We start from the raw sequence: 22,395 nt of genomic DNA on the forward strand, positions 1-22,395 counted from the left end.
TTTACCTAAATACACGAGTGCGACCATGATTGATACTTCCCTCCCCCTGACCGACGTCCATCGCCACCTTGATGGTAACATCCGTGCACAAACGATCCTGGATCTGGGTCGTCAATTCAATTTAACGCTTCCGGCACAAACATTGGAAACGCTGATCCCTCATGTGCAAGTCACATCAACTGAGCCAGATTTAGTGAGCTTTTTATCTAAGCTCGACTGGGGCGTGAAGGTACTGGCCTCGCTGGATGCCTGTCGTCGCGTGGCATTTGAGAATATTGAAGATGCAGCACGTAACGGTCTGCACTATGTAGAATTACGTTTTTCTCCAGGCTATATGGCGATGGCGCATCAGCTCCCGGTTGCAGGTGTGGTTGAAGCCGTCATCGCCGGCGTACGCGAGGGCTGCAAGACCTTTGGTGTCGAAGCACGCTTAATTGGCATTATGAGCCGTACTTTTGGCGAAGTCGCCTGCTTGCAGGAACTGGATGCACTGTTAGCCCACCGTGACCATATTACGGCACTGGACCTGGCCGGTGACGAACTGGGGTTCCCGGGCAGTCTGTTCCTGTCTCATTTCAACCAGGCACGCGACGCCGGCTGGCGTATTACCGTACATGCGGGCGAAGCCGCGGGACCAGAAAGCATCTGGCAGGCCATTAAAGAGCTGGGAGCTGAGCGTATTGGTCACGGCGTTAAAGCCGTTGAAGATCGTGCGTTGATGGATTACCTCGCCGAGCACCGTATCGGCATCGAATCCTGCCTGACATCAAATATTCAGACCAGCACCGTTGCCTCACTAGCGAACCATCCGCTGAAAACGTTCCTTGAGTATGGCGTTATCGCCAGTTTGAACACGGACGACCCGGCTGTTCAGGGCGTGGATATTATTCACGAGTACACCATTGCCGCTCCAGCGGCAGGTCTAACGCGCGAACAGATCCGCCAGGCGCAAATCAACGGTCTGGAAATGGCATTCCTGAGTAACGAAGAGAAACGTACACTGCGCGAAAAAGTCGCCGCAGCGTAATAGGTAAAGTGCCGGATGGCGCTAACGCTTATCCGGCCTGCGTTGGTTTTCATTGTAGGCCGGATAAAATGCCTGAGCATCTCCATCCGGCATTAGACCAATCAAGCAAGGCACAGCGTCGAACGATGTTTCGCGGATTCGATACCCAGCTCAATCAGCTCCATAATTTGGATAGCCTGTCTCGCTGGTACCGGGTTTTCACCGTTACCATTTAGCGCATCACGAATACCAGCATAGTACGCCGGATAGTTGCCCGGTACGGTAAGCCAGGTTTCTTCAACCTGCTCTTCGCCTTCTACTCGCGTCAATACGCCATCACGCATATCATAACCCCAGTCTTCCTGTGGCAGTCGCTCGCCATTTTTCAGACGCTCTTCCTGCGGGTCAAGACCATACTTCACATAGCTGCCACGCGATCCGTGCACAATATAACGGGCCGATTCTGCGGCAGCGAGCATGGTGCCATGCAGGATCACACGACGTTGCGGATACGTCAGGATGGCATGGAAGTAATCCGTCGCCTGCGCGCCCGGACGCAGCTGGGCCAGGTCTACCGTCAGGCTGACAGGCAAACCAAACAGGTTTATCGCCTGATCCAAAAGATGCGGTGCTAAATCGTACCAGATACCACTTCCCGGACCGCCCTGTTCACGCCAACGGTCACGAACCTGCGGGCGGAAACGATCGAAATGGGATTCGAAATACGCCACCTCACCCAAAACACCATCCGCCAGCAGAGCTTTCAGCGTTAGAAAATCACTGTCCCAGCGACGGTTATGGAACACAGACAACACGCGCCCGAGGCTGCGTGCCAGCGCATCCAGCTCACGAGCTTGTGACAGTGTCACAGTAAAAGGCTTATCAACAACCACATGTTTGCCCGCTTCCAGCGCAGCTTTCGCTAACGGAAAGTGTGTGTCATTAGGTGTGGGGATCACAATCAGGTCGATATTTGGATCGTTAAAAAGATGCTTAGGCTCAGCAACAACCGCCACCGTAGGCCAGTCTGCCTTTACTTTTGCTTCATCACTACTGGAAACCGCAGCCAGTTCCAGGCCCGGCGTACCCACAATCAGGGGGGCGTGGAAGGTTTTGCTGGCATAACCATAGCCAATTAGCCCAACGCGGATGTTGTCACTCATGTTATTGCCTCTCAATTCAGGACTAACCTATTTCACACCATACCTTGCAACGTCTCAATAGTTTAATAACCTTTGCGCTACAAAGGTTGTTTTTTAACTTAAGTCAAACATATGCCACTTATGCTTAACTTGCAGCGAAAAAGAGGTAGAAATCGTTCCCAATCATCTTGCTGTATTAATGAGAGATTAGTAACATTTGCAGCCTGTGTTTATGGATAAATCAAAGCAAATGTCATCAGTAATGAATCGTCTTATTGAATTAACAGGTTGGATTGTTCTCGCCGTCTCCGTGATCCTGCTGGGTGTTGCCAATCATATTGACAATTACCAGCCACCAGAGCCCGTTGCGGCAGTGCAGAAGAAATAAGCATCCGCAGCCTTATATTGCCTGCAATTAACATTGGTAGTTGCAGGGTTTGCCGGTAAAAGATCGCTTTCTGTCAAAAAAAGCGAATTATGCCGCATCCCGCTCCGCTGCATATTGCCAGCGATCGCTATGCGCGTTACCCTTGCCGCAGACGCGCATAGCGCCTGCTTTTTCACAGGTATGAACACTCTTCTTACATTTGCACGTAAATCCGCTTTTACCTGTGCTCGTTGTTTATTTTTATATTTTCTACTCCGTTGGTATTATTTTATTAATATGGATCTGCATTTATGACCGTTCAGGATTACTTATTAAAATTCCGCAAAATCAGTTCACTCGAAAGTCTGGAAAAACTGTTCGACCATCTGAACTACACGCTCACCGACGATAGCGACATTATCAATATGTACCGTGCCGCTGATCATCGCCGTGCGGAGCTTATCTCCGGTGGCCGCCTGTTTGATATCGGTCAGGTACCTAAATCAGTCTGGCATTACGTGCAATAAAGAAGAAAGTAGCGCTCAACGTTAAAAGCTTTATAATAATTGCCCCAAAATGAATGGCATGATTGATTGCGCGCGTAAACCTGGAGAAGAGATGACTACCACACCGGCACAACGTATCGGAGGCTGGCTACTTGGGCCACTGGCCTGGCTGTTAGTCGCGTTGTTGAGCGCTTCGCTGGCGTTATTACTTTATGTCACTGCGCTGGCTACACCGCAAACCTTCAAAACGCTGGGTGAGCAAAGTACGGCCAATTTGCTGTTATGGGGCGTCTCCTTTATTACCGCGATCGCCATGTGGTATTACACACTGTGGCTGACGATTGCGTTTTTCAAACGCAGAGCCTGTGTGCCTAAGCATTACATTCTGTGGCTGCTGATCTCCGTGTTGCTGGCGATTAAAGCGTTTGCGTTTTCACCCGTCCCAGACGCTTTTGCCGTGCGCCAACTGCTGTTCCCATTACTGGCTGCAGCACTGTTGGTACCCTATTTCAAACGATCGCAGCGCGTTAAATCGACGTTTGTGAACCCGTAATAACCCTACAGTTAACCTGTTGTCGCCTGTTGTAGATTGTCAGATAATAGGCGGCTTTTTTATTTCAGGCCGAAAAATGACTGATTACCTGCTGCTGTTTGTCGGAACTGTACTGGTCAATAACTTTGTACTGGTCAAGTTTCTGGGCCTCTGCCCGTTTATGGGTGTTTCCAAAAAACTGGAAACCGCAATGGGTATGGGCCTTGCCACGACGTTTGTCATGACGCTGGCCTCCATTTGCGCATGGCTGATTGATACCTGGATCCTAATCCCGCTCAATCTCATCTATCTGCGCACGCTAGCTTTTATTCTGGTTATCGCCGTCGTCGTGCAGTTTACCGAAATGGTTGTGCGCAAAACCAGCCCTGCGCTGTACCGCCTGCTGGGGATCTTCCTACCGCTGATCACCACTAACTGCGCAGTGTTAGGTGTGGCGCTACTGAACATCAACCTCGGCCATAATTTTTTACAGTCGGCGTTATACGGTTTTTCCGCCGCCGTCGGCTTCTCGCTGGTGATGGTACTGTTCGCCGCGATCCGTGAACGCCTCGCCGTGGCGGACGTCCCAGCGCCGTTTCGCGGCAATGCGATTGCGCTGATTACCGCTGGTTTAATGTCATTGGCCTTTATGGGCTTTAGTGGTTTGGTGAAGTTGTAATGAATGCTATCTGGATTGCCGTTGCCGCAGTGAGTCTACTGGGTCTGGCGTTCGGCGCTATTTTGGGGTACGCCTCGCGACGTTTTGCCGTTGAAGATGATCCGGTCGTGGAGAAAATTGATGAAATTCTCCCGCAAAGCCAGTGTGGACAGTGCGGCTATCCGGGCTGTCATCCTTACGCTGAAGCGATAGGCTCTCAGGGTGAAAAAATTAACCGTTGCGCCCCCGGTGGCGAAGCGGTGATGTTAAAAATTGCCGCCCTGCTGAACGTCGACCCGCAACCTATTGATGGCGATGAACAAGACGTTACGCCGGTGCGTATGCTGGCAGTCATTGATGAAAATAACTGTATTGGGTGCACCAAGTGTATTCAGGCCTGCCCGGTCGATGCGATCGTGGGCGCGACCCGCGCCATGCACACGGTAATGAGCGATCTCTGCACCGGGTGCAACCTGTGCGTTGACCCGTGCCCGACGCAATGTATTGAATTACGCCCGGTAGCCGAGACACCCGATAGCTGGAAATGGGATTTAAACACCATCCCTGTGCGCATCATTCCTGTGGAACAACATGTTTAAGTTATTCTCTGCATTCAGAAAAAATAAAATCTGGGACTTTGATGGCGGCATTCATCCACCAGAAATGAAAACCCAGTCAAACGGAACGCCGTTGCGACAGGTTCCGCTGGCACCGCGTTTTGTTATTCCGCTGAAACAACATATTGGTGCGGAGGGTGAACTGTGCGTAAACGTGGGTGACACCGTGCTGCGTGGTCAGGCATTAACCCGCGGACGTGGAAAAATGCTTCCAGTCCATGCACCAACATCAGGCACCGTTGTTGCCATTGCCCCGCACTCCACCGCGCATCCTTCGGCACTGGCTGAGTTGAGCGTCATCATAGACGCCGATGGCGAAGATCGCTGGATTGAGCGAGACGGCTGGACCGATTACCGCTCCCACAGCCGGGAAGAGCTTATTGCGCGTATTCATCAGTTCGGCGTCGCCGGACTGGGTGGTGCGGGTTTTCCCACCGGCGTTAAACTGCAGGGCGGTGGAGATAAAATTGAAACGCTGATCATTAACGCCGCCGAATGCGAACCTTACATTACGGCAGATGACCGCCTGATGCAGGACTGCGCGGCGCAGGTCGTCGAAGGGATCCGCATCCTGGCGCACATTCTTCAGCCACGCGAGATCCTCCTGGGTATCGAAGATAACAAACCGCAGGCGATATCTATGCTGCGCGCGGTGCTGGCTGATTCACACGATATTAGCTTACGCGTGATCCCCACCAAGTACCCGTCCGGCGGGGCCAAGCAGTTAACACAAATCCTGACCGGCAAGCAGGTTCCCCACGGTGGACGCTCCTCAGATATCGGCGTGTTGATGCAAAACGTCGGAACCGCCTATGCAATTAAACGTGCAGTAATTGACGGAGAACCGATCACCGAACGTGTCGTTACGCTTACCGGTGAAGCCGTCAGCCGTCCGGGCAACGTCTGGGCGCGTTTAGGCACGCCGGTTCGTCATCTGCTCAACGATGCGGGATTCTGCCCTTCCGCTGACCAGATGGTGATTATGGGCGGGCCGCTGATGGGCTTTACGCTGCCGTGGCTGGATGTCCCGGTGGTGAAGATAACCAACTGTCTTCTGGCACCCTCTGCCAGTGAAATGGGTGAAACGCCGGAAGAGAAAGGCTGCATTCGCTGTAGCGCATGCGCCGATGCCTGTCCGGCGGATCTCCTGCCACAACAGCTTTACTGGTTCAGTAAAGGGCAACAGCACGACAAGGCAACGGCCCACAATATCGCTGACTGCATTGAGTGCGGTGCCTGCGCCTGGGTATGCCCAAGCAATATTCCGCTGGTGCAATATTTCCGTCAGGAAAAAGCCGAGATTTACGCCATTAGCCAGGAAGAAAAACGAGCCGCTGAAGCGAAAGCACGCTTTGAAGCCCGACAGGCGCGCCTTGAACGTGAAAAAGCAGCACGTCTTGAACGCCATAAGAGCGCCGCTGCTCAGCCGGCGGCCAAAGATCATGATGCCATTGCCGCCGCGCTGGCTCGTGTAAAAGAAAAGCAGGCTCAGGCGCTGCAGCCAGTGGTGATTCAGGCAGGCGAAAAACCTGACAATAGCGCAGTGATTGCCGCACGCGAGGCGCGTAAGGCGCAAGCTCGTGCTTCCCGTATGGAAAATCCGCCGCAAAGTGAAGGCAGCAGTACGGATACAGATCCACGTAAAGCGGCCGTCGAAGCGGCAATCGCACGCGCCAAAGCCCGCAAGCTCGAGCAGCAGGCGGTAACAGAAACAGCCGAACCGGTTGATCCGCGTAAAGCCGCCGTCGAAGCGGCAATCGCGCGCGCAAAAGCCCGCAAGCTCGAGCAGCAGGCGGTAACTGATACAGCCGAACCGGTTGATCCGCGTAAATCCGCCGTCGAAGCGGCAATCGCGCGTGCCAAAGCCCGCAAGCTGGAGCAGCAGGCGGTAACAGAAACAGCCGAACCGGTTGATCCGCGTAAAGCCGCCGTCGCGGCCGCTATCGCACGCGCTCAGGCAAAGAAAGCCGCACAGCAGCAGGTTGTAAACGAGGAATAAATGGTATTCAGAATAGCAAGCTCCCCTTATACCCATAACCAGCGCCAGACATCGCGTATTATGATGCTGGTATTACTTGCTGCATTACCGGGGATCGCCGCTCAGCTGTGGTTCTTTGGCTGGGGCACGTTGTTCCAGATCGTTCTCGCGTCCATCAGCGCTATTGCTGCCGAAGCGGGTGTGCTTAAACTGCGTAAACAACCCATTGTGCCAATTTTAAAAGACAACTCTGCGTTACTCACCGGGTTGCTATTGGCCGTCAGTATTCCGCCCCTCGCTCCCTGGTGGATGGTGATATTAGGCACGGTATTTGCGGTTATCATTGCGAAACAGCTGTATGGCGGGCTCGGACAGAACCCGTTTAACCCTGCCATGATTGGTTATGTCGTGCTGCTCATCTCATTTCCAGTACAGATGACCAGTTGGCTGCCGCCGCATGAAATTGCGGCTACGGTGCCTGGATTCCTTGACGCCCTGAACGTTATCTTTAACGGACATACCGCCAGCGGCGGGGATATGAATTCGCTGCGTATGGGCATCGATGGTATCAGTCAGGCAACGCCTCTTGATACCTTTAAGACATCCCTGCATGCAGGACGTACCGTTGAGCAGGTGATGCAATACCCGATCTACAGCGGCATGCTGGCAGGCGCTGGCTGGCAGTGGGTGAACCTTGCCTGGCTGGTTGGTGGCATCGTGCTGTTATGGCAAAAAGCGATTCGCTGGCATATTCCGGTTAGCTTTCTGCTGTCACTCGCCGTTTGTGCCACTTTGGGCTGGATTTTCTCGCCAGACTCACTGGCATCGCCTCAGTTGCACTTGCTTTCCGGCGCGACGATGTTAGGTGCGTTCTTTATTCTTACCGATCCCGTTACAGCATCAACAACCAACCGTGGTCGTCTGATTTTTGGCGCGCTTGCTGGCCTGTTAGTGTGGTTGATACGCAGTTTTGGCGGTTATCCTGATGGCGTGGCCTTTGCCGTGTTGCTGGCAAATATCACTGTTCCCCTGATTGATTATTACACCCGCCCGCGTGTGTACGGACATCGCTAAGGACTAGATATGCTGAAAACGATTCGTAAACACGGTATTACACTGGCGCTGTTTGCTGCGGGCTCGACGGGGTTAACCGCAGCAATCAATCAATTAACCAAGTCAACCATTGATGAACAGGCCGCGATACAGCAAAAAACGCTGTTCGATCAGGTTCTGCCTGGCGATCGCTACAATAATAACTTGTCTGAAAGTTGTTATCTGGTCGATGCGCCTGTGTTGGGCAAAGGTACGCACCGTGTATATATTGCGCGCCAGGACGATCGTCCCGTTGCAGCGATTCTTGAGGCCACCGCACCAGATGGTTATTCCGGCGCAATTCAACTGCTGGTAGGTGTCGATTTCACGGGTACCGTGTTGGGTACACGGGTTACCGAACACCATGAAACGCCGGGACTGGGCGATAAAATCGAACTGCGACTGTCCGACTGGATCACCCATTTTAGCGGTAAAACAATTTCTGCGGATAACGACTCTCACTGGGCTGTGAAAAAAGATGGCGGCGACTTTGACCAGTTTACTGGCGCAACCATTACACCACGTGCAGTAGTTAACGCGGTTAAACGTGCCGGCCTGTATGCGCAGACGCTACCTGCGCAACTCCCTCAACTTAGCGTCTGTGGAGAATAACCATGAGCGAAATTAAAGACGTTATTGTCCAGGGGTTATGGAAAAATAACTCCGCGCTTGTGCAGCTACTTGGGATGTGTCCGCTGTTAGCCGTCACCTCTACCGCAACTAACGCGCTGGGTCTTGGACTTGCGACTACGCTCGTCCTGACGCTGACCAACCTGACGATTTCAGCCCTCCGTCGCTGGACACCGCCTGAAATTCGCATTCCGATTTATGTCATGATCATCGCCTCCGTGGTGAGCGCGGTGCAGATGTTGATCAATGCCTACGCCTTCGGCCTGTATCAGTCTCTGGGCATATTCATCCCGCTGATTGTGACTAACTGTATTGTTGTTGGCCGTGCAGAAGCCTTCGCCGCCAAAAAGGGCCCTGCGTTATCCGCACTTGATGGTTTCTCTATCGGCATGGGCGCAACCGGTGCCATGTTTGTTCTGGGTTCGCTGCGTGAAATAATTGGTAACGGTACACTGTTTGATGGTGCAGACGGTTTGTTGGGTAGCTGGGCCAAAGTCTTGCGCGTTGAGATCTTCCATACTGATACGCCGTTTCTGTTGGCCATGCTGCCGCCAGGCGCGTTTATTGGTCTGGGTCTGATGCTGGCAGTGAAGTATCTGATTGATGAGAAAATGAAGAAACGTCGTGCCGAGGCGGCTGTCGCGGACAGTCCCGCGGGTGAAACAGGGAATGTGTAATGAACAAAGCAAAACGCCTGGAAATACTGACGCGCCTGCGGGATAACAACCCGCATCCGACAACCGAGCTTAATTTTACATCGCCGTTTGAATTGTTGATTTCGGTCTTGCTCTCCGCACAAGCGACCGATGTCAGTGTCAATAAAGCGACGGCTAAGCTATACCCCGTCGCCAATACGCCTGCTGCGATGCTGGAGCTCGGCGTTGAAGGTGTTAAGTCCTATATCAAGACAATCGGTTTGTTTAACAGCAAAGCGGAAAACGTAATTAAAACCTGCCGCATTCTGCTGGAACAGCATAATGGTGAAGTACCTGAAGACCGTGCTGCGCTAGAAGCTCTCCCCGGAGTTGGGCGAAAAACGGCTAATGTGGTGCTAAATACCGCCTTTGGCTGGCCCACTATTGCCGTAGATACCCACATTTTTCGCGTCTGTAATCGCACGCAATTCGCCCCGGGTAAAAACGTCGAGCAGGTTGAAGAGAAGCTGCTGAAAGTTGTACCCAGTGAATTTAAAGTCGATTGCCACCACTGGTTAATTCTTCATGGCCGCTACACCTGTATCGCCAGAAAACCGCGCTGCGGTTCCTGTATTATTGAAGATCTCTGCGAATTCAAAGAGAAAGTCGATATCTAATGCTGCCGGGGCATCCTCTTTGCCCCTTACATACATAACGATTAGTTATGCACTCCCCAGAGTTTCTTTTCCCGACAATGATGCCATTCAATTGCTCAAATCTAATGCAATATTCTTGTTAATTAACACCTGAGCAGGTTAATCGTTTTTTTAGCAAAAGAAATTTCTATCTATACGTGATCCAGATCATCCAGCTAACACAATGTTAATAAATTTTTATTTTTTAGTTAAGGTGACAATTAGATGACCTAACTGCACACTTTATAAACAAAACATTACACTGCCTATTTTTCAGATAATGGCCTATATCACTGGATTCAACCTTAAATAGCAGAACATATCGCCACATTGCGGTTCAGGCGGTGATTAAACAGTGTAAAAATCTGCCATTTTAAAAATGAAGAAATTTAACGCTAGATAACATTTCGCAGTCCCGACGATTTCACCAGTCATGATATATGTAACAGATTATTACAAACCACTTGTCTGAATGGTCAAGATAGTGAACATTACTTGCCGTTTCCCCTCCCACTATAACAATCGGACGGATGAACTTGACTCATCACGTACCTGAACACCCCCGTTGATATGGGATGTAAAAAAAGAGGTAAAAGTGTCTACTGCAAACAATAAACCAACAGAAAGCGTAAGTTTAAACGCCTTCAAACAACCAAAAGCGTTCTATCTCATTTTCTCTATTGAGCTGTGGGAACGTTTTGGTTATTACGGCCTGCAAGGGATTATGGCCGTTTACCTGGTTAAACAACTGGGTATGTCAGAAGCGGATTCCATCACCCTTTTCTCGTCCTTTAGCGCCTTGGTATACGGTCTGGTTGCCATTGGCGGCTGGTTAGGTGATAAAGTTCTGGGAACAAAACGTGTCATTATGCTGGGTGCCGTTGTGCTGGCCATCGGTTATGCGTTGGTAGCATGGTCCGGTCACGATGCGGGTATCGTTTATATGGGCATGGCGGCCATCGCGGTCGGTAACGGCTTGTTTAAAGCAAACCCATCCTCCCTGCTCTCTACCTGCTATGCCAAAGATGACCCGCGTCTTGATGGTGCATTTACCATGTACTACATGTCCGTCAACATCGGTTCATTCTTCTCTATGCTGGCAACGCCATGGTTAGCTGCGCGTTACGGCTGGAGCACCGCGTTCGCTCTGAGCGTCGTGGGTATGCTGATTACCGTTGTTAACTTCGCATTCTGTCAGCGCTGGGTTAAACAGTACGGTTCTAAACCTGACTTTGAGCCGATCAACTTCCGTAACCTGCTGCTGACCATTGCTGGCGTGGTGGTACTGATCGCGATTGCAACCTGGTTGCTGCACAACCAGCAGATCGCTCGTATGGTTCTGGGCGTCATTGCGCTGGGTATCGTGTTCATCTTCGGTAAAGAAGCATTCACCATGCACGGTGCTGCTCGTCGTAAAATGATCGTCGCCTTCATCCTGATGCTGGAAGCGATTATCTTCTTCGTGCTGTACAGCCAGATGCCGACTTCATTGAACTTCTTCGCGATTCGTAACGTTGAGCATTCTATTCTTGGCATTGCTTTCGAACCTGAGCAGTACCAGGCGCTGAACCCGTTCTGGATCATCATTGGTAGCCCAATCCTCGCTGCTATCTATAACAAGATGGGCGATACCCTGCCGATGCCGACCAAGTTTGCGATTGGTATGGTGCTGTGTTCCGGTGCGTTCCTGATCCTGCCACTGGGCGCGAAATTCGCTACCGATGCGGGCATCGTTTCCGTTAACTGGCTGATCATCTGCTACGGTCTGCAAAGTATCGGTGAGCTGATGATCTCCGGCCTGGGTCTGGCAATGGTGGCACAGTTGGTTCCGCAACGCCTGATGGGCTTCATCATGGGTAGCTGGTTCCTGACCACTGCCGGTGCAAACATCATCGGTGGCTACGTCGCTAACATGATGGCTGTACCAGAGAACGTGACTGACCCGCTGATGTCCCTTGAAGTGTACGGTCGTGTGTTCCTGCAGATTGGTGTCGCAACGGCTGTTATCGCTGTTCTGATGCTGCTGACGGCTCCGAAACTGAACCGTATGACTCAGGACGATGACGTCAATGAGAAAGCCTCTAAGGCCGCGACAGCGTAATTCTCAGGGAAACTGATTTTCAGGCCGCTAACTGATGTTAGCGGCTTTTTTTTTGCCTGAGGTAGCACTACCATACGATATACCTCAGCCAAAAGGAGTTACCGATGAAACTGTTCTACAAACCGGGCGCTTGTTCTCTCGCTTCCCACATCACACTTCGTGAGAGCGGTAAAGATTTCACGCTGGATGGTGTTGATCTGATGAAGAAACGTCTGGAAAATGGCGATGATTTTTTCGCGGTAAACCCAAAAGGGCAAGTTCCCGCGCTGCTGCTGGATGACGGTACGCTACTTACCGAAGGTGTCGCCATCATGCAATACCTGGCGGACACCGTACCAGACCGTCAGCTCCTTGCCCCTACCAGCAGCCTCTCCCGTTACAAAACCATCGAATGGCTTAACTACATTGCGACAGAACTGCATAAAGGCTTTACGCCTCTGTTCCGTCCCGATACACCGGAAGACTTCAAGCCAACCGTTCGCGCGCAGCTGGAGAAAAAAATGCAGTACGTGAATGAGTCTCTGAAAGACGAACAATGGATCTGCGGCCCGCGCTTCAGCATTGCCGATGCCTATCTGTTCACCGTGCTGCGTTGGGCTTATGCGGTTAAGCTGAATATGGCAGGATTAAGCCATATCGACGCGTATATGGCACGTATGGCTGAACGCCCGGCGGTTGCCGCAGCGCTTAAAGCAGAAGGGTTAAATTAATTGCGGTTGCCGGGTGACGCTAACCCGGCCTACAGCTAAACATATGCCCGATAAGCGAGAGCGCCATCGGGCATTTATTACAGCTGCGTCGCGCTGAAGTAGTGTTCAGGCTTCGCGATACGATCCTGCGCGGCCACGACCTGCAGCTCATACTCGTGCATTTCTTTGGTGGTAATCATCACTTCGTATACCGCTGCCGTCACATGCTCAAGCGCCTGCTGTAAAGACGCGCCCTGCAGCAGTTTCACCAGCAACAAGCCACTCGTCACATCACCCACGCCAACCGGTTGACGTGCGCCAAAATCGACTAACGGACGACTGATATGCCACGCCTGTTCAGCAGTGACCAGCAGCATCTCGAAACGGTCGGTGCTGATACCTGCGCGCGCCAGATGCTTCACCAGTACAATTTCAGGTCCCTGAGCGATCAGTTCACGCGCTGCCGCAACGGCCTCATGGACATTGTTCACCGCATGCTCGCACAGAATTTCGAGCTCAACCAGATTCGGGGCAATAATGTCACTAGCCGGAAGCGCATGACGTACATGAAATTCCGCCACGCCCGGCGCGACGATACACCCTTTTTCCGGATGGCCCATCACCGGGTCGCAAAAGTATTTCGCCTGCGGATTGGCCGCTTTTACTTTGCGTACAATACCCAGAATATGCTCGCCCTGTTCAGCTGAGCCAAGATAGCCGCTCAGTACGGCGTCACAGGTCTGGAGTTTATCAATATCAGCAATGCCCTGAACAATTTCAGTCAGGTGGCTCGGCGGCATAACGCAGCCGGTCCATTTGCCATACTGCGTGTGGTTTGAAAACTGGACGGTATTCAGCGGCCAGACGTTTGCGCCAAGACGGCGCATCGGAAATTCAGCTGCACTGTTACCCGCATGGCCAAAAACAACGTGGGACTGGATGGCGAGGATATTCTTCATTTTACTTACCACAACCCTGAAAAAATAAAGGGGCGTAGTTTCCCACGCCCCTGCTAACTCAATCTTACTTCCAGCAAATCAGACAGTAGTTCTTCTTGCCACGGCGCAGTAAGGTGTAGCGCCCGAACAGGATATCACTCTCCTGGAAGAAATATTCCGGATCGGACTGCTTCTCACCGTTGATGGTCACGGCGTTAGACGCAATGGTCTTACGTGCCTGACCGCGAGAAGGCTGCAGTTCAGAGTCCACCAGCGCCTGCATCAGATCGGCACCTTTGTCCATCTCGATCATCGGCACGCCATCCTGCGCCAGCTGTTCGAAATCAGCTTCGCTCAAATCGCTCAAGTTACCGTTGAACAAACTTTCGGTGATACGTTTTGCTGCGACCAGACCTTCTTCACCGTGAACCAGACGGGTAACCTGCTCAGCCAGAACATACTGGGCACGCGGCGCTTTACCGCTATTTTTATCTTCCTCTTCCAGCGCATTGATCTCTTCAATGTCCATGAAAGTGAAGAATTTCAGGAAGCGATAAACGTCCGCATCGGCGGTGTTGATCCAGAACTGGTAGAATTTGTACGGACTGGTTTTCTTCGGATCCAGCCACACTGCGCCGCCTTCCGTCTTACCGAATTTGGTGCCATCAGCTTTAGTAATCAGTGGTACGGTCAGACCAAAAACCTGATTCTGGTGCAAACGACGGGTTAAATCGATACCCGAAGTAATGTTACCCCACTGGTCAGAACCACCAATCTGCAGCGCCACGCCGTGCAGTTTGTTCAGGCAGGCAAAGTCATAACCCTGCAGCAGGTTGTAAGAAAACTCGGTAAAGGAGATCCCCTGATCGTCACGGTTCAGACGCTGCTTAACCGCTTCTTTGTTGATCATCTGGTTAACGGAGAAGTGTTTGCCGATATCACGCAGGAAAGTCAGTACGTTCATACCGCCAAACCAGTCGTAGTTGTTCGCAGCAATCGCCGAGTTGTCGCCACAGTCGAAATCGAGGAACGGTGCAACCTGTTTGCGGATTTTATCCACCCACTCCTGCACGGTGTCTTCGGTATTCAGTTTACGCTCGGCGGCTTTAAAGCTCGGGTCACCAATCAGACCGGTTGCGCCACCTACCAGTGCAACAGGCTTATGGCCTGCCTGCTGGAAGCGTTTCAGGCATAACAATGGAACCAGATGCCCCAAATGCAAGCTGTCAGCGGTAGGATCGAAGCCGCAATAGAGCGCGATCGGGCCTTGCGCCAGTCGCTCTGCTAACGCTTCCTCGTCCGTCACCTGGGCCACCAGCCCCCGCTCTTGCAATTGTTTAATCAAGTTACTGCTTGCCATCAAAATCTCCATGTATAAAACGACTGCACCTTTGCCGGTACACGACTTTTCGCCTGATGCGAAAGAAACATAGAATAAAGCGCCGGATTGATCAGCACCAGCGCTTAAAACAAGAAATTTGCATCTTTAGGGGGCCAGGCGATCAATTTTCCACGCGTTATCTTCGCGTTGGTATAAAAAACGATCGTGTAGACGGTTTTCACCACCCTGCCAGAATTCCATTTGTTCGATACTCACGCGAAAGCCGCCCCAGAAACTGGGCAATGGGACTTCCCCTTGCTGAAATTTCTGCTTCAGTTCGAGGAATTTACTTTCGAGAATACCGCGCGCGGAGATCCGACTGGATTGTTTAGAGACCCAGGCGCCAATCTGGCTGTCGCGTGGGCGACTGTGGAAGTATTTCACCACTTCGAGTGTGGAAAGACGCTCTGCCTTGCCGATTACCATCACCTGCCGTTCCAGCGTATGCCAGGGAAATAAAAGACTGATGCGCGGATTTTTCTCGATCTGATGCGCCTTACGGCTGCCAAGGTTGGTATAAAACACCAGCCCTTTGTCATCATAATGTTTGAGTAACACGATACGCTGATACGGCTGGCCATTTTCATCGACGGTCGCAACGACCATTGCGGTGGGGTCGGCCAGTTTGGCATCACAGGCTTGCCCCAGCCAGCGCTCAAACAGCGCAAGGGGTTCGGCGGGAAGATCGCGGCGGCGAAGACCGCCTTTCGTGTATTCACGGCGCAGATGCGCGATTTGCTGCAATTCGTCGTTATCAGACATGATGTTGGGCTACGGATTGTCAGTGGGTGACGCTATTGTGCGCCGCCCAGGTGAAAATCTCAACGCTTCGGGTTCTGTAACTGACAGTTATTTAGCACAATTCTGTCTCGTTTATAGACCGTTGCCTCGTCGCCTTTAGACCAAAAAACGTAGATACCATCGGTATAACGTGCACCTGATGCCGACACGCCCTGTTTGAGGTTCAATAGCTGATTATCATAAACAAAGCTTGCCGTCTGGCGGGTATTGTTCAGCTTCACTGTCAACGGTTTTTCGTCACAGCGGTATTCAAGCGTATCCGTTTGCATACGCTCGACAAATTGGTTGTACACACTACAACCGCTAAGCAGTACGGGCAGACACACTAACAACAGTTTTTTCATAGCCATATCCTGAAGACTTTCCTGGTCCCGGAGGGTAATCGCACCCTCCCTAATATCCCTAGTTTACCGGCATACCGCGCTGAATAATTTCAGTTAACTCTGAGTTCGTGGATTGGCAGGATAAATCGCCCCTAACACACTCGGCTCTGACGCCCCCGTCACAGAAGGTAAATTTCCCGGTAATCCGGCCAGCGTTCGCCACGCCAGCCAGGCAAAGGCTAATGCTTCCATATCATCACCGCTGATCCCGGCTTCATCGGTAGAGGTAACCTCTGTTCCCGGTAATAGTGCCGCCAGACGCATCATCAGCAGTGGATTACGACTGCCACCACCGCATACCATGAGTCGATCACAGCCGCCGCTTAACAAGACCTGCTCTGAAATGGTGACTGCCGTCAGTTCGGCAAGCGTCGCCTGCACATCTCGTGGGCTAATTCCCGGGAACTGCGCCAGATGACGTTCTATCCAGCCGTAATTAAAATACTCACGGCCGGTGCTTTTCGGCGCAGGCGCGGAAAAATAAGGGTCGTTAAGCATATTTTGCAGTAATGGCAGGATCACCATTCCCGAAATGGCCCACTGCGCATCTTTGTCGTAGGGCTGACCACATTGCCGCCAGATCCATGCATCCATCAACATATTGCCCGGCCCGGTGTCGTATCCGCGAACGGGTTGTTGCGGGATAAGCAGAGACAGATTGGCAATCCCGCCGATGTTTAACACCATTCGTCGTTCCGTTGGATGTGCCAGCAGTGCCTGATGAAACGCGGGAACGAGCGGTGCACCCTGCCCGCCAAGGGCGATATCACGTCGACGAAAATCGCCGACGACGGTTATCCCGGTACGCGCGACAATCTGGTTGTTATCACCAATTTGCAGCGTGTGTGGCGCAGCACCGTTCGGTTCATGCCACACGGTTTGCCCGTGGCAACCAATCGCAACGATATCCTGCGGTTTCAATTTTTCTTGCGCCAACAGCGCATTCACCGCCTCAGCAAATAGATAACCGAGCTGTGCGTCTAACTGACCAAACTGAGAAAGTGTAAGCTGCTGCCCCTGGCAGATATCCAGAATCGCTTGTTTAACATGAATGGGGATGGGCCAGGTCAGACTCGCCTGCTGCGCAACCATCGTTTCATCTATTGTCGCCAGCACAACATCGACGCCATCAAGGCTGGTTCCAGACATTACACCGATAAAACGGCCCGATTTCATAGGTCATCCTTTTAAGCAAATTAGCCTTGACACTCAACCATAAAGTGTCGGCTAATGCCATGCTTCCTTAATGATTTTTGGTGGCTAATCATTACAACGATCGTTTAATTACATCAATTACATGAATGATTCGTTTATACTCGGTTGATCCGATTTCGGTTAAGATTTTCATATTGTTCCAGTAGAACATGTGACCTTAGGCTCACAAATGCCATATAATTTAACCATGAAGGGTGTTTTATTAGCGTTTCGTGGTGATAAAGGAGATTTGTAAATGATTAAACGTGTGCTGATTGTTTCATTAATGGGCGTATCTTTAGCGGGTTGCGTTAACAATGATAGCCTTTCAGGTGACGTGTATACCGCATCCGAAGCGAAACAAGTTCAGAACGTTACCTACGGTACGATTGTTCATGTTCGTCCGGTGCAAATCCAGGGTGGCGATGACGCAAACGTGATTGGTGCTATTGGTGGTGCGGTACTCGGTGGGTTCCTCGGTAACACCGTCGGCGGCGGTACGGGTCGTTCATTAGCGACAGCTGCAGGCGCAGTTGCCGGTGGCGTAGCGGGTCAAGGCGTACAAGGTGCGATGAATAAAACCCAGGGTGTGGAACTGGAAATCCGTAAGGACGACGGTAATACCATCATGGTGGTTCAGAAACAGGGTGCGACCAAGTTCTCAGCCGGCCAGCGCGTTGTTATGGCTAACAACGGCAGCCAGGTTACCGTGTCTCCGCGCTAATCAAATTCACGTGTGGTCAGACCCTGGCCACACGTCATCTTTTTGCTTCAGCCCTGTGACTGCAGCTCAATAATATTGTGTTCCAGTCTGGCGACCAGTTTAATCAGCAGATCAATTTCCTCAGCTGAAATCCCTTCCAAAATTTCTCCACGCGTCTTGTTGATAACCGCTTCCATATCAGCGATCAGCGGCTCAGCTTTCTCTGTCAGTTTAATTCTCTTAGCCCGACGATCGCTGGCGCAAGTCTGTCGTGAAATGAGTCCCTTTTCTTCCAGCTGGTCAAGCGTACGTACCAACGAAGGCTGCTCGATGCCAATCGCTTTAGCCAGCTGAATCTGCGACTGATCCGGCGGCAACTGATGAATGTTGTGCAGCGTAACCCAATGCGTCTGCGTCAACTCCAGAGGTTTCAGGCGATGGTCAATCAGAGCACGCCAAATGCGCACCAACCGTGCCAGATCAGAACCTAATGGCGATTCCAATTTCATCTCCTTATAATTAGCTTGCTAAGTTATTGTGCTGATTTTAGAATAGTGTGCAGCATTTGTATTCCCAAAACAAATGTATTGCCAAATTTGCTTACCGGCTGACATTTTTTCAGACATTATGCGTTACGGAGACTCATTGTCTCTTTTTTGCTAAACCTATAGCAATGCTCTCTTCCGCCAAGGATTTTGCCCGTGAAGTTTATGTTTAATGCAACAGGATTGCCCCTACAAGATTTAATGATCGGCGCATCTGTCTACTTCCCTCCTGTTTTCAAGGCGATTGTAGCAGGATTTATTCTCTGGCTGGTTGTTCATCGCCTGCTGCGCGACTGGATTTACTCCGGCGAAATCTGGCATCCCCTGCTAATGGATCTGTCACTCTTTATGCTTTGTGTGTGTCTGGCCTTTGTTATGCTGATAGCGTGGTGATTATGTCGCTTAAAACCGTTAAATACTTCTCCACTATTATAGTCGCTGCAATCGCAGTTTTCGCCGGATGGTGGATGTGGAATTACTATATGCAATCGCCCTGGACACGTGATGGTAAAGTGCGTGCTGAGCAGGTCAGCATCACGCCGCAGGTGTCAGGCAGCATTAGCGAACTCAATATAAAAGATAACCAGTTTGTGAATAAAGGCGATATCCTTTTTATTATCGACAAGACGCCATTTCACATTGCTGAACTGAATGCGCAAGCGCAACTGGCAAAAGCGCAGTCTGATCTGGCGAAAGCCAATAACGAAGCCAACCGCCGCCGTCATTTATCGCAAAATTACATCTCAGCCGAAGATCTCGATACCGCAAATCTCAACGTTAAAGCCATGCAGGCGAGCGTTGAAGCAGCAGAGGCCAGTCTGCGCCAGGCGCAGTGGCAACTGACGCAAACAGTGGTCAAAGCCCCCGTAGCGGGCTGGGTTACTAATCTTTCAACCCGTACCGGAGACTACGCTTCAACCGGTAAGCCTCTGTTTGCCCTTGTCGACAGTCATTCTTTTTATGTGATGGGGTATTTTGAAGAAACTAAGTTGCGTCACATTCGCGAGGGTGCGCCTGCCCTTATCACGCTCTACAGCGGTGACATAAAGTTACAGGGTCACGTCTCCAGTATTGGCCGTGCCATCTACGATCAAAGTGTGGAAAGTGATTCCGGCCTGATTCCCGATATCAAACCCAACGTGCCGTGGGTGCGTCTGGCGCAGCGTGTCCCGGTACGCATCGAATTCGACGCCCTGCCGCACGATGTCACGCTGGTGTCAGGTACAACCTGCAGCGTATCCATCGGCCAGCGTAAATGAAACTGCCCCGCCTGACGCCAGGCAATTTGCCGTGGTTTAAAGCCACGGCGGCACAGTGGCGTTATGCGCTGCGTAACGCCATTGCGATGTGTCTGGCGTTAACGTTCGCTTATTATCTGAATCTGGACGAACCCTATTGGGCGATGACCTCGGCTGCGGTGGTCAGTTTTCCCACCGTCGGCGGGGTTATCAGCAAAAGTCTGGGTCGCGTGGCGGGTAGCCTACTGGGAGCTACCGCCGCACTGATTATTGCCGGTCATACCCTTAATGAGCCGTGGCTGTTTTTGCTGAGCATGTCGGTGTGGATCGGTTTTTGTACCTGGGCCTGTGCGCATTTCACCAATAACGTTGCCTACGCCTTTCAACTGGCGGGTTATACGGCGGCGATCATTGCGTTTCCCATGGTCAATACCGTGGAAATTACGCAGTTATGGGATATCGCGCAGGCACGCGTGTGTGAAGTCATTGTAGGTATCCTGTGTGGCGGCGTGATGATGATGATCCTGCCCAGCACCTCCGATGGCACAACGTTACTGACTGCATTGAAAAACATGCTTTCACGTTTACTGGAACATGCCAGCCTACTCTGGCAACCAGAAACCACGGATGCTATTCGCACAGCCCATGAAGGTGTTATCGGGCAAATCCTGACCATGAACCTGCTGCGTATTCAGGCATTCTGGAGTCATTACCGCTTTCGTCGCCAGAATGCTTTGCTCAATTCGCTGTTGCACCAGCAGTTACGCATGACCAGCGTGATTTCCAGTCTGCGCAGGATGCTGCTGAACTGGCCTAATCCCCCGTCCAGTACCCGGGAAATCATCGAACAGTTGCTCAGCGAACTAATTAAATCCAATGCTAATAGCTACACCGTCGCACGTATTATTGCCCCACTGCGGCCCGTCGATGCCCGCGACTATCGGCACGTCGCCTTCTGGCAACGACTGCGTTATTTTTGTCGGCTCTACCTGCGCAGCAGCCATTATCTGCATTTACTGGAAAATGGTGTTACCGCCGAGCGTATTAATATCGCCCGCACGCCGGGGCTTGCTCGTCATACCGATAATGCGGAAGCTATCTGGAGCGGGTTGCGTACGTTCTGCACTTTGATGCTTATCGGCGCATGGAGCATTGGCGCACAATGGGAATCAGGCTCTGGTGCACTCACGCTCGCCGCGATCAGCAGTGTGCTGTATTCCGCCGTCGCCACGCCGTTCAAGTCGCTTTCCTTGCTGATGCGTACGCTGGTTCTACTGTCGCTATTTAGCTTTGTGGTTAAGTTTGGCCTGATGGTGCAAATTTCCGACCTCTGGCAGTTTATTCTCTTTCTCTTCCCGTTACTCGCCACCATGCAACTCCTGAAGCTGCAGATGCCTGCGCTGGCAGGTCTTTGGGGACAGCTGATCGTATTTATGGGATCGTTTATCGCGGTGACTAATCCGCCGGTTTATGATTTTGCTGATTTCCTGAATGACAACATAGCGAAAATCACCGGCGTGGCACTGTCATGGCTGGCTTTCGCCATTCTGCGGCCCGGATCGGATGCGCGGAAAAGTCGCCGCCATATTCGCGCCCTGCGTCGGGATTTTGTCGATCAGCTCAGCCGACATCCATCACTCAGTGAAAACGAATTTGAATCGCTGACCTATCATCACGTCAGCCAGCTCAGCAACAGTCAGGATGCGCTGGCGCGACGCTGGTTATTACGTTGGGGGGTCGTCTTGCTGAACTGCTCGCACGTGGTGTGGCAACTACGCACCTGGGAGGCGCGTTCAGATCCGCTGGCTCGCGTCAGGGACGTGTGTATCTCGCTGCTGCGCGATGTAATGAGCGAACGTGGCGTCCAGCAACGACCACTGAATGCCACGCTGAGTGAGCTACAGCGCATCTGCGATACGCTTGCCCACCATCATCAACCTGCGGCGCATGAACTGTCGGCGCTGGTCTGGCGGCTACACTGCTCGCTTTCACAACTCGAACAGGCGCCGCCGCCGGGCACTCTCAGCCGTTGATTATTTGATAACACCACAGGCGTAGCGCGCTCCGCCACCGCCAAGCGGTTTCGGTTGATCGGACATATTATCGCCGCCCACATGGATCATCAGCGCTTTGCCTTTAACCTCATCGATCGTTTTCAACCGCGGCGCAACGACCGCCGTTGTGGCGTTACCGTCGTTATTCACCACCAATAGCGGCAGGTCGCCCATATGACCTGCGCCTTCCGGGCCTTCATGTTTGCCGGTTTGGTGCGGATCATAATGGCCGCCAGCCGATTCTGCGGCTGAGGCTTTCCCTTCTTTAATTGCCGGTTGGCAGCTGCCGTTCATATGCACATGGAAGCCATGTTCACCTGGCGGCAACGCTTTCAGATCGGGCGTAAACTCCAGCCCCTTTGCGGTTTCAGCAATAGTGACGGTACCAATCGCCTGGCCGACGCCTTGCGACGTGACCAGATTCATCGTCACTTTTTCTTCACTGGCAGCCTGCGCACCTGCACAGGCGAGTAGAGTGATAATGGCCAAACTCAAACGCTTCATAAGACC

Annotated in this window: 24 protein-coding genes and 1 pseudogene; 17 read left to right on the plus strand and 8 right to left on the minus strand. The window is 51.9% G+C overall.

Features of this window, described 5'->3' with window-relative positions; translation table 11 throughout:
- Window positions 1–25: 25 nt before the first annotated feature.
- Complete coding sequence (gene add, locus OGY83_RS05460) at window positions 26–1,027, plus strand: adenosine deaminase (protein WP_286635429.1); 1,002 nt, start codon at window positions 26–28, stop codon at window positions 1,025–1,027.
- A gap of 101 nt (window positions 1,028–1,128) precedes the next feature.
- Here the strand turns inward: add and OGY83_RS05465 are convergent, their stop codons facing one another.
- Window positions 1,129–2,169 carry an oxidoreductase gene (locus tag OGY83_RS05465; RefSeq protein ID WP_071446495.1) on the minus strand — a complete coding sequence of 347 codons (1,041 nt, stop codon included), beginning with the start codon at window positions 2,167–2,169 and terminating at the stop codon, window positions 1,129–1,131.
- 241 nt (window positions 2,170–2,410) lie between these two features.
- Here OGY83_RS05465 and blr point away from each other — a divergent pair, with 241 nt between their 5' ends.
- From blr to gstA, 12 genes are all read left to right on the plus strand, one after another.
- Window positions 2,411–2,536: a division septum protein Blr gene (gene blr, locus OGY83_RS05470; protein ID WP_003029134.1), complete on the plus strand. Its 126-nt coding sequence runs from the start codon at window positions 2,411–2,413 to the stop codon at window positions 2,534–2,536.
- A 290-nt stretch (window positions 2,537–2,826) separates the two neighbouring features.
- On the plus strand, window positions 2,827–3,042 hold the full coding sequence (gene ydgT / locus OGY83_RS05475) for a transcription modulator YdgT (RefSeq protein WP_079937818.1): 216 nt from the start codon (window positions 2,827–2,829) through the stop codon (window positions 3,040–3,042).
- Between the two features lie 91 nt (window positions 3,043–3,133).
- Window positions 3,134–3,574, plus strand: a complete 441-nt coding sequence (locus OGY83_RS05480; protein WP_020996422.1) for a DUF2569 domain-containing protein — start codon at window positions 3,134–3,136, stop codon at window positions 3,572–3,574.
- A 76-nt stretch (window positions 3,575–3,650) separates the two neighbouring features.
- Window positions 3,651–4,232, plus strand: a complete 582-nt coding sequence (rsxA, locus tag OGY83_RS05485) for an electron transport complex subunit RsxA (RefSeq protein WP_003029144.1) — start codon at window positions 3,651–3,653, stop codon at window positions 4,230–4,232.
- Window positions 4,232–4,810 carry an electron transport complex subunit RsxB gene (gene rsxB / locus OGY83_RS05490; protein ID WP_032943340.1) on the plus strand — a complete coding sequence of 193 codons (579 nt, stop codon included), beginning with the start codon at window positions 4,232–4,234 and terminating at the stop codon, window positions 4,808–4,810. The genes rsxA and rsxB overlap by 1 nt, the downstream gene beginning before the upstream one ends.
- On the plus strand, window positions 4,803–6,827 hold the full coding sequence (rsxC, locus tag OGY83_RS05495) for an electron transport complex subunit RsxC (protein WP_286635430.1): 2,025 nt from the start codon (window positions 4,803–4,805) through the stop codon (window positions 6,825–6,827). Before rsxB ends, rsxC begins: the two co-directional genes overlap by 8 nt.
- Window positions 6,828–7,880 carry an electron transport complex subunit RsxD gene (gene rsxD / locus OGY83_RS05500; RefSeq protein ID WP_079937817.1) on the plus strand — a complete coding sequence of 351 codons (1,053 nt, stop codon included), beginning with the start codon at window positions 6,828–6,830 and terminating at the stop codon, window positions 7,878–7,880.
- A gap of 9 nt (window positions 7,881–7,889) precedes the next feature.
- Window positions 7,890–8,510 carry an electron transport complex subunit RsxG gene (rsxG, locus tag OGY83_RS05505; protein WP_286635431.1) on the plus strand — a complete coding sequence of 207 codons (621 nt, stop codon included), beginning with the start codon at window positions 7,890–7,892 and terminating at the stop codon, window positions 8,508–8,510.
- 2 nt (window positions 8,511–8,512) lie between these two features.
- Window positions 8,513–9,205 (plus strand): electron transport complex subunit E, encoded by a 693-nt coding sequence (locus OGY83_RS05510; protein WP_079937815.1) that lies wholly within the window; start codon window positions 8,513–8,515, stop codon window positions 9,203–9,205.
- Entirely contained in the window at window positions 9,205–9,840 is a 636-nt protein-coding gene (nth, locus tag OGY83_RS05515) for an endonuclease III (RefSeq protein WP_003029161.1), read from the plus strand. Before OGY83_RS05510 ends, nth begins: the two co-directional genes overlap by 1 nt.
- Before the next feature lie 613 nt (window positions 9,841–10,453).
- Window positions 10,454–11,959 (plus strand): dipeptide/tripeptide permease DtpA, encoded by a 1,506-nt coding sequence (gene dtpA / locus OGY83_RS05520; protein WP_020996425.1) that lies wholly within the window; start codon window positions 10,454–10,456, stop codon window positions 11,957–11,959.
- A gap of 104 nt (window positions 11,960–12,063) precedes the next feature.
- The gene (gstA, locus tag OGY83_RS05525) at window positions 12,064–12,669 is read left to right on the plus strand and encodes a glutathione transferase GstA (protein WP_079937814.1); all 606 of its coding nucleotides are present in this window, start codon (window positions 12,064–12,066) and stop codon (window positions 12,667–12,669) included.
- Window positions 12,670–12,746: 77 nt separating this feature from the next.
- Here the strand turns inward: gstA and pdxY are convergent, their stop codons facing one another.
- From pdxY to anmK, 5 genes are all read right to left on the minus strand, one after another.
- On the minus strand, window positions 12,747–13,607 hold the full coding sequence (pdxY, locus tag OGY83_RS05530; RefSeq protein WP_079937813.1) for a pyridoxal kinase PdxY: 861 nt from the start codon (window positions 13,605–13,607) through the stop codon (window positions 12,747–12,749).
- A gap of 64 nt (window positions 13,608–13,671) precedes the next feature.
- Window positions 13,672–14,946: a tyrosine--tRNA ligase gene (gene tyrS / locus OGY83_RS05535; RefSeq protein WP_003029168.1), complete on the minus strand. Its 1,275-nt coding sequence runs from the start codon at window positions 14,944–14,946 to the stop codon at window positions 13,672–13,674.
- Window positions 14,947–15,072: 126 nt separating this feature from the next.
- Window positions 15,073–15,729: a pyridoxamine 5'-phosphate oxidase gene (gene pdxH, locus OGY83_RS05540; protein WP_003029169.1), complete on the minus strand. Its 657-nt coding sequence runs from the start codon at window positions 15,727–15,729 to the stop codon at window positions 15,073–15,075.
- Window positions 15,730–15,788: 59 nt separating this feature from the next.
- Window positions 15,789–16,118, minus strand: coding sequence for a C-type lysozyme inhibitor (gene mliC, locus OGY83_RS05545; RefSeq protein WP_003029170.1), 330 nt, complete (start codon window positions 16,116–16,118; stop codon window positions 15,789–15,791).
- An 87-nt stretch (window positions 16,119–16,205) separates the two neighbouring features.
- Window positions 16,206–17,327, minus strand: a complete 1,122-nt coding sequence (gene anmK, locus OGY83_RS05550) for an anhydro-N-acetylmuramic acid kinase (protein ID WP_079937812.1) — start codon at window positions 17,325–17,327, stop codon at window positions 16,206–16,208.
- 274 nt (window positions 17,328–17,601) lie between these two features.
- On the opposite strand from anmK, the gene slyB reads away from it, so the two are divergent.
- Window positions 17,602–18,069 (plus strand): outer membrane lipoprotein SlyB, encoded by a 468-nt coding sequence (gene slyB, locus OGY83_RS05555; RefSeq protein WP_003029175.1) that lies wholly within the window; start codon window positions 17,602–17,604, stop codon window positions 18,067–18,069.
- 47 nt (window positions 18,070–18,116) lie between these two features.
- Here slyB and slyA read toward each other — a convergent pair whose 3' ends face one another.
- A complete protein-coding gene (gene slyA / locus OGY83_RS05560; protein ID WP_019076732.1) occupies window positions 18,117–18,557 on the minus strand; it encodes a transcriptional regulator SlyA in 441 nt (146 codons plus the stop codon).
- A 192-nt stretch (window positions 18,558–18,749) separates the two neighbouring features.
- On the opposite strand from slyA, the gene OGY83_RS05565 reads away from it, so the two are divergent.
- The 3 genes and pseudogenes from OGY83_RS05565 (at window position 18,750) to OGY83_RS05575 (ending at window position 21,889) form a co-directional block, all read left to right on the plus strand.
- Window positions 18,750–18,986, plus strand: coding sequence for a DUF1656 domain-containing protein (locus OGY83_RS05565; RefSeq protein ID WP_286635432.1), 237 nt, complete (start codon window positions 18,750–18,752; stop codon window positions 18,984–18,986).
- Between the two features lie 2 nt (window positions 18,987–18,988).
- The gene (locus OGY83_RS05570; RefSeq protein ID WP_197971211.1) at window positions 18,989–19,852 is read left to right on the plus strand and encodes an efflux RND transporter periplasmic adaptor subunit; all 864 of its coding nucleotides are present in this window, start codon (window positions 18,989–18,991) and stop codon (window positions 19,850–19,852) included.
- Window positions 19,849–21,889, plus strand: a pseudogene (locus OGY83_RS05575) (FUSC family protein). Before OGY83_RS05570 ends, OGY83_RS05575 begins: the two are co-directional and overlap by 4 nt.
- On the opposite strand, the gene sodC reads toward OGY83_RS05575, so the two are convergent.
- Complete coding sequence (sodC, locus tag OGY83_RS05580) at window positions 21,865–22,389, minus strand: superoxide dismutase [Cu-Zn] SodC (RefSeq protein ID WP_191212767.1); 525 nt, start codon at window positions 22,387–22,389, stop codon at window positions 21,865–21,867. The pseudogene OGY83_RS05575 and the gene sodC overlap by 25 nt on opposite strands.
- Window positions 22,390–22,395 lie beyond the last annotated feature (6 nt).

Origin of the sequence: Citrobacter sp. Cpo090 (genome assembly GCF_030332665.1) — a bacterium.
Taxonomy (GTDB): Bacteria; Pseudomonadota; Gammaproteobacteria; order Enterobacterales; family Enterobacteriaceae; genus Citrobacter; species Citrobacter portucalensis.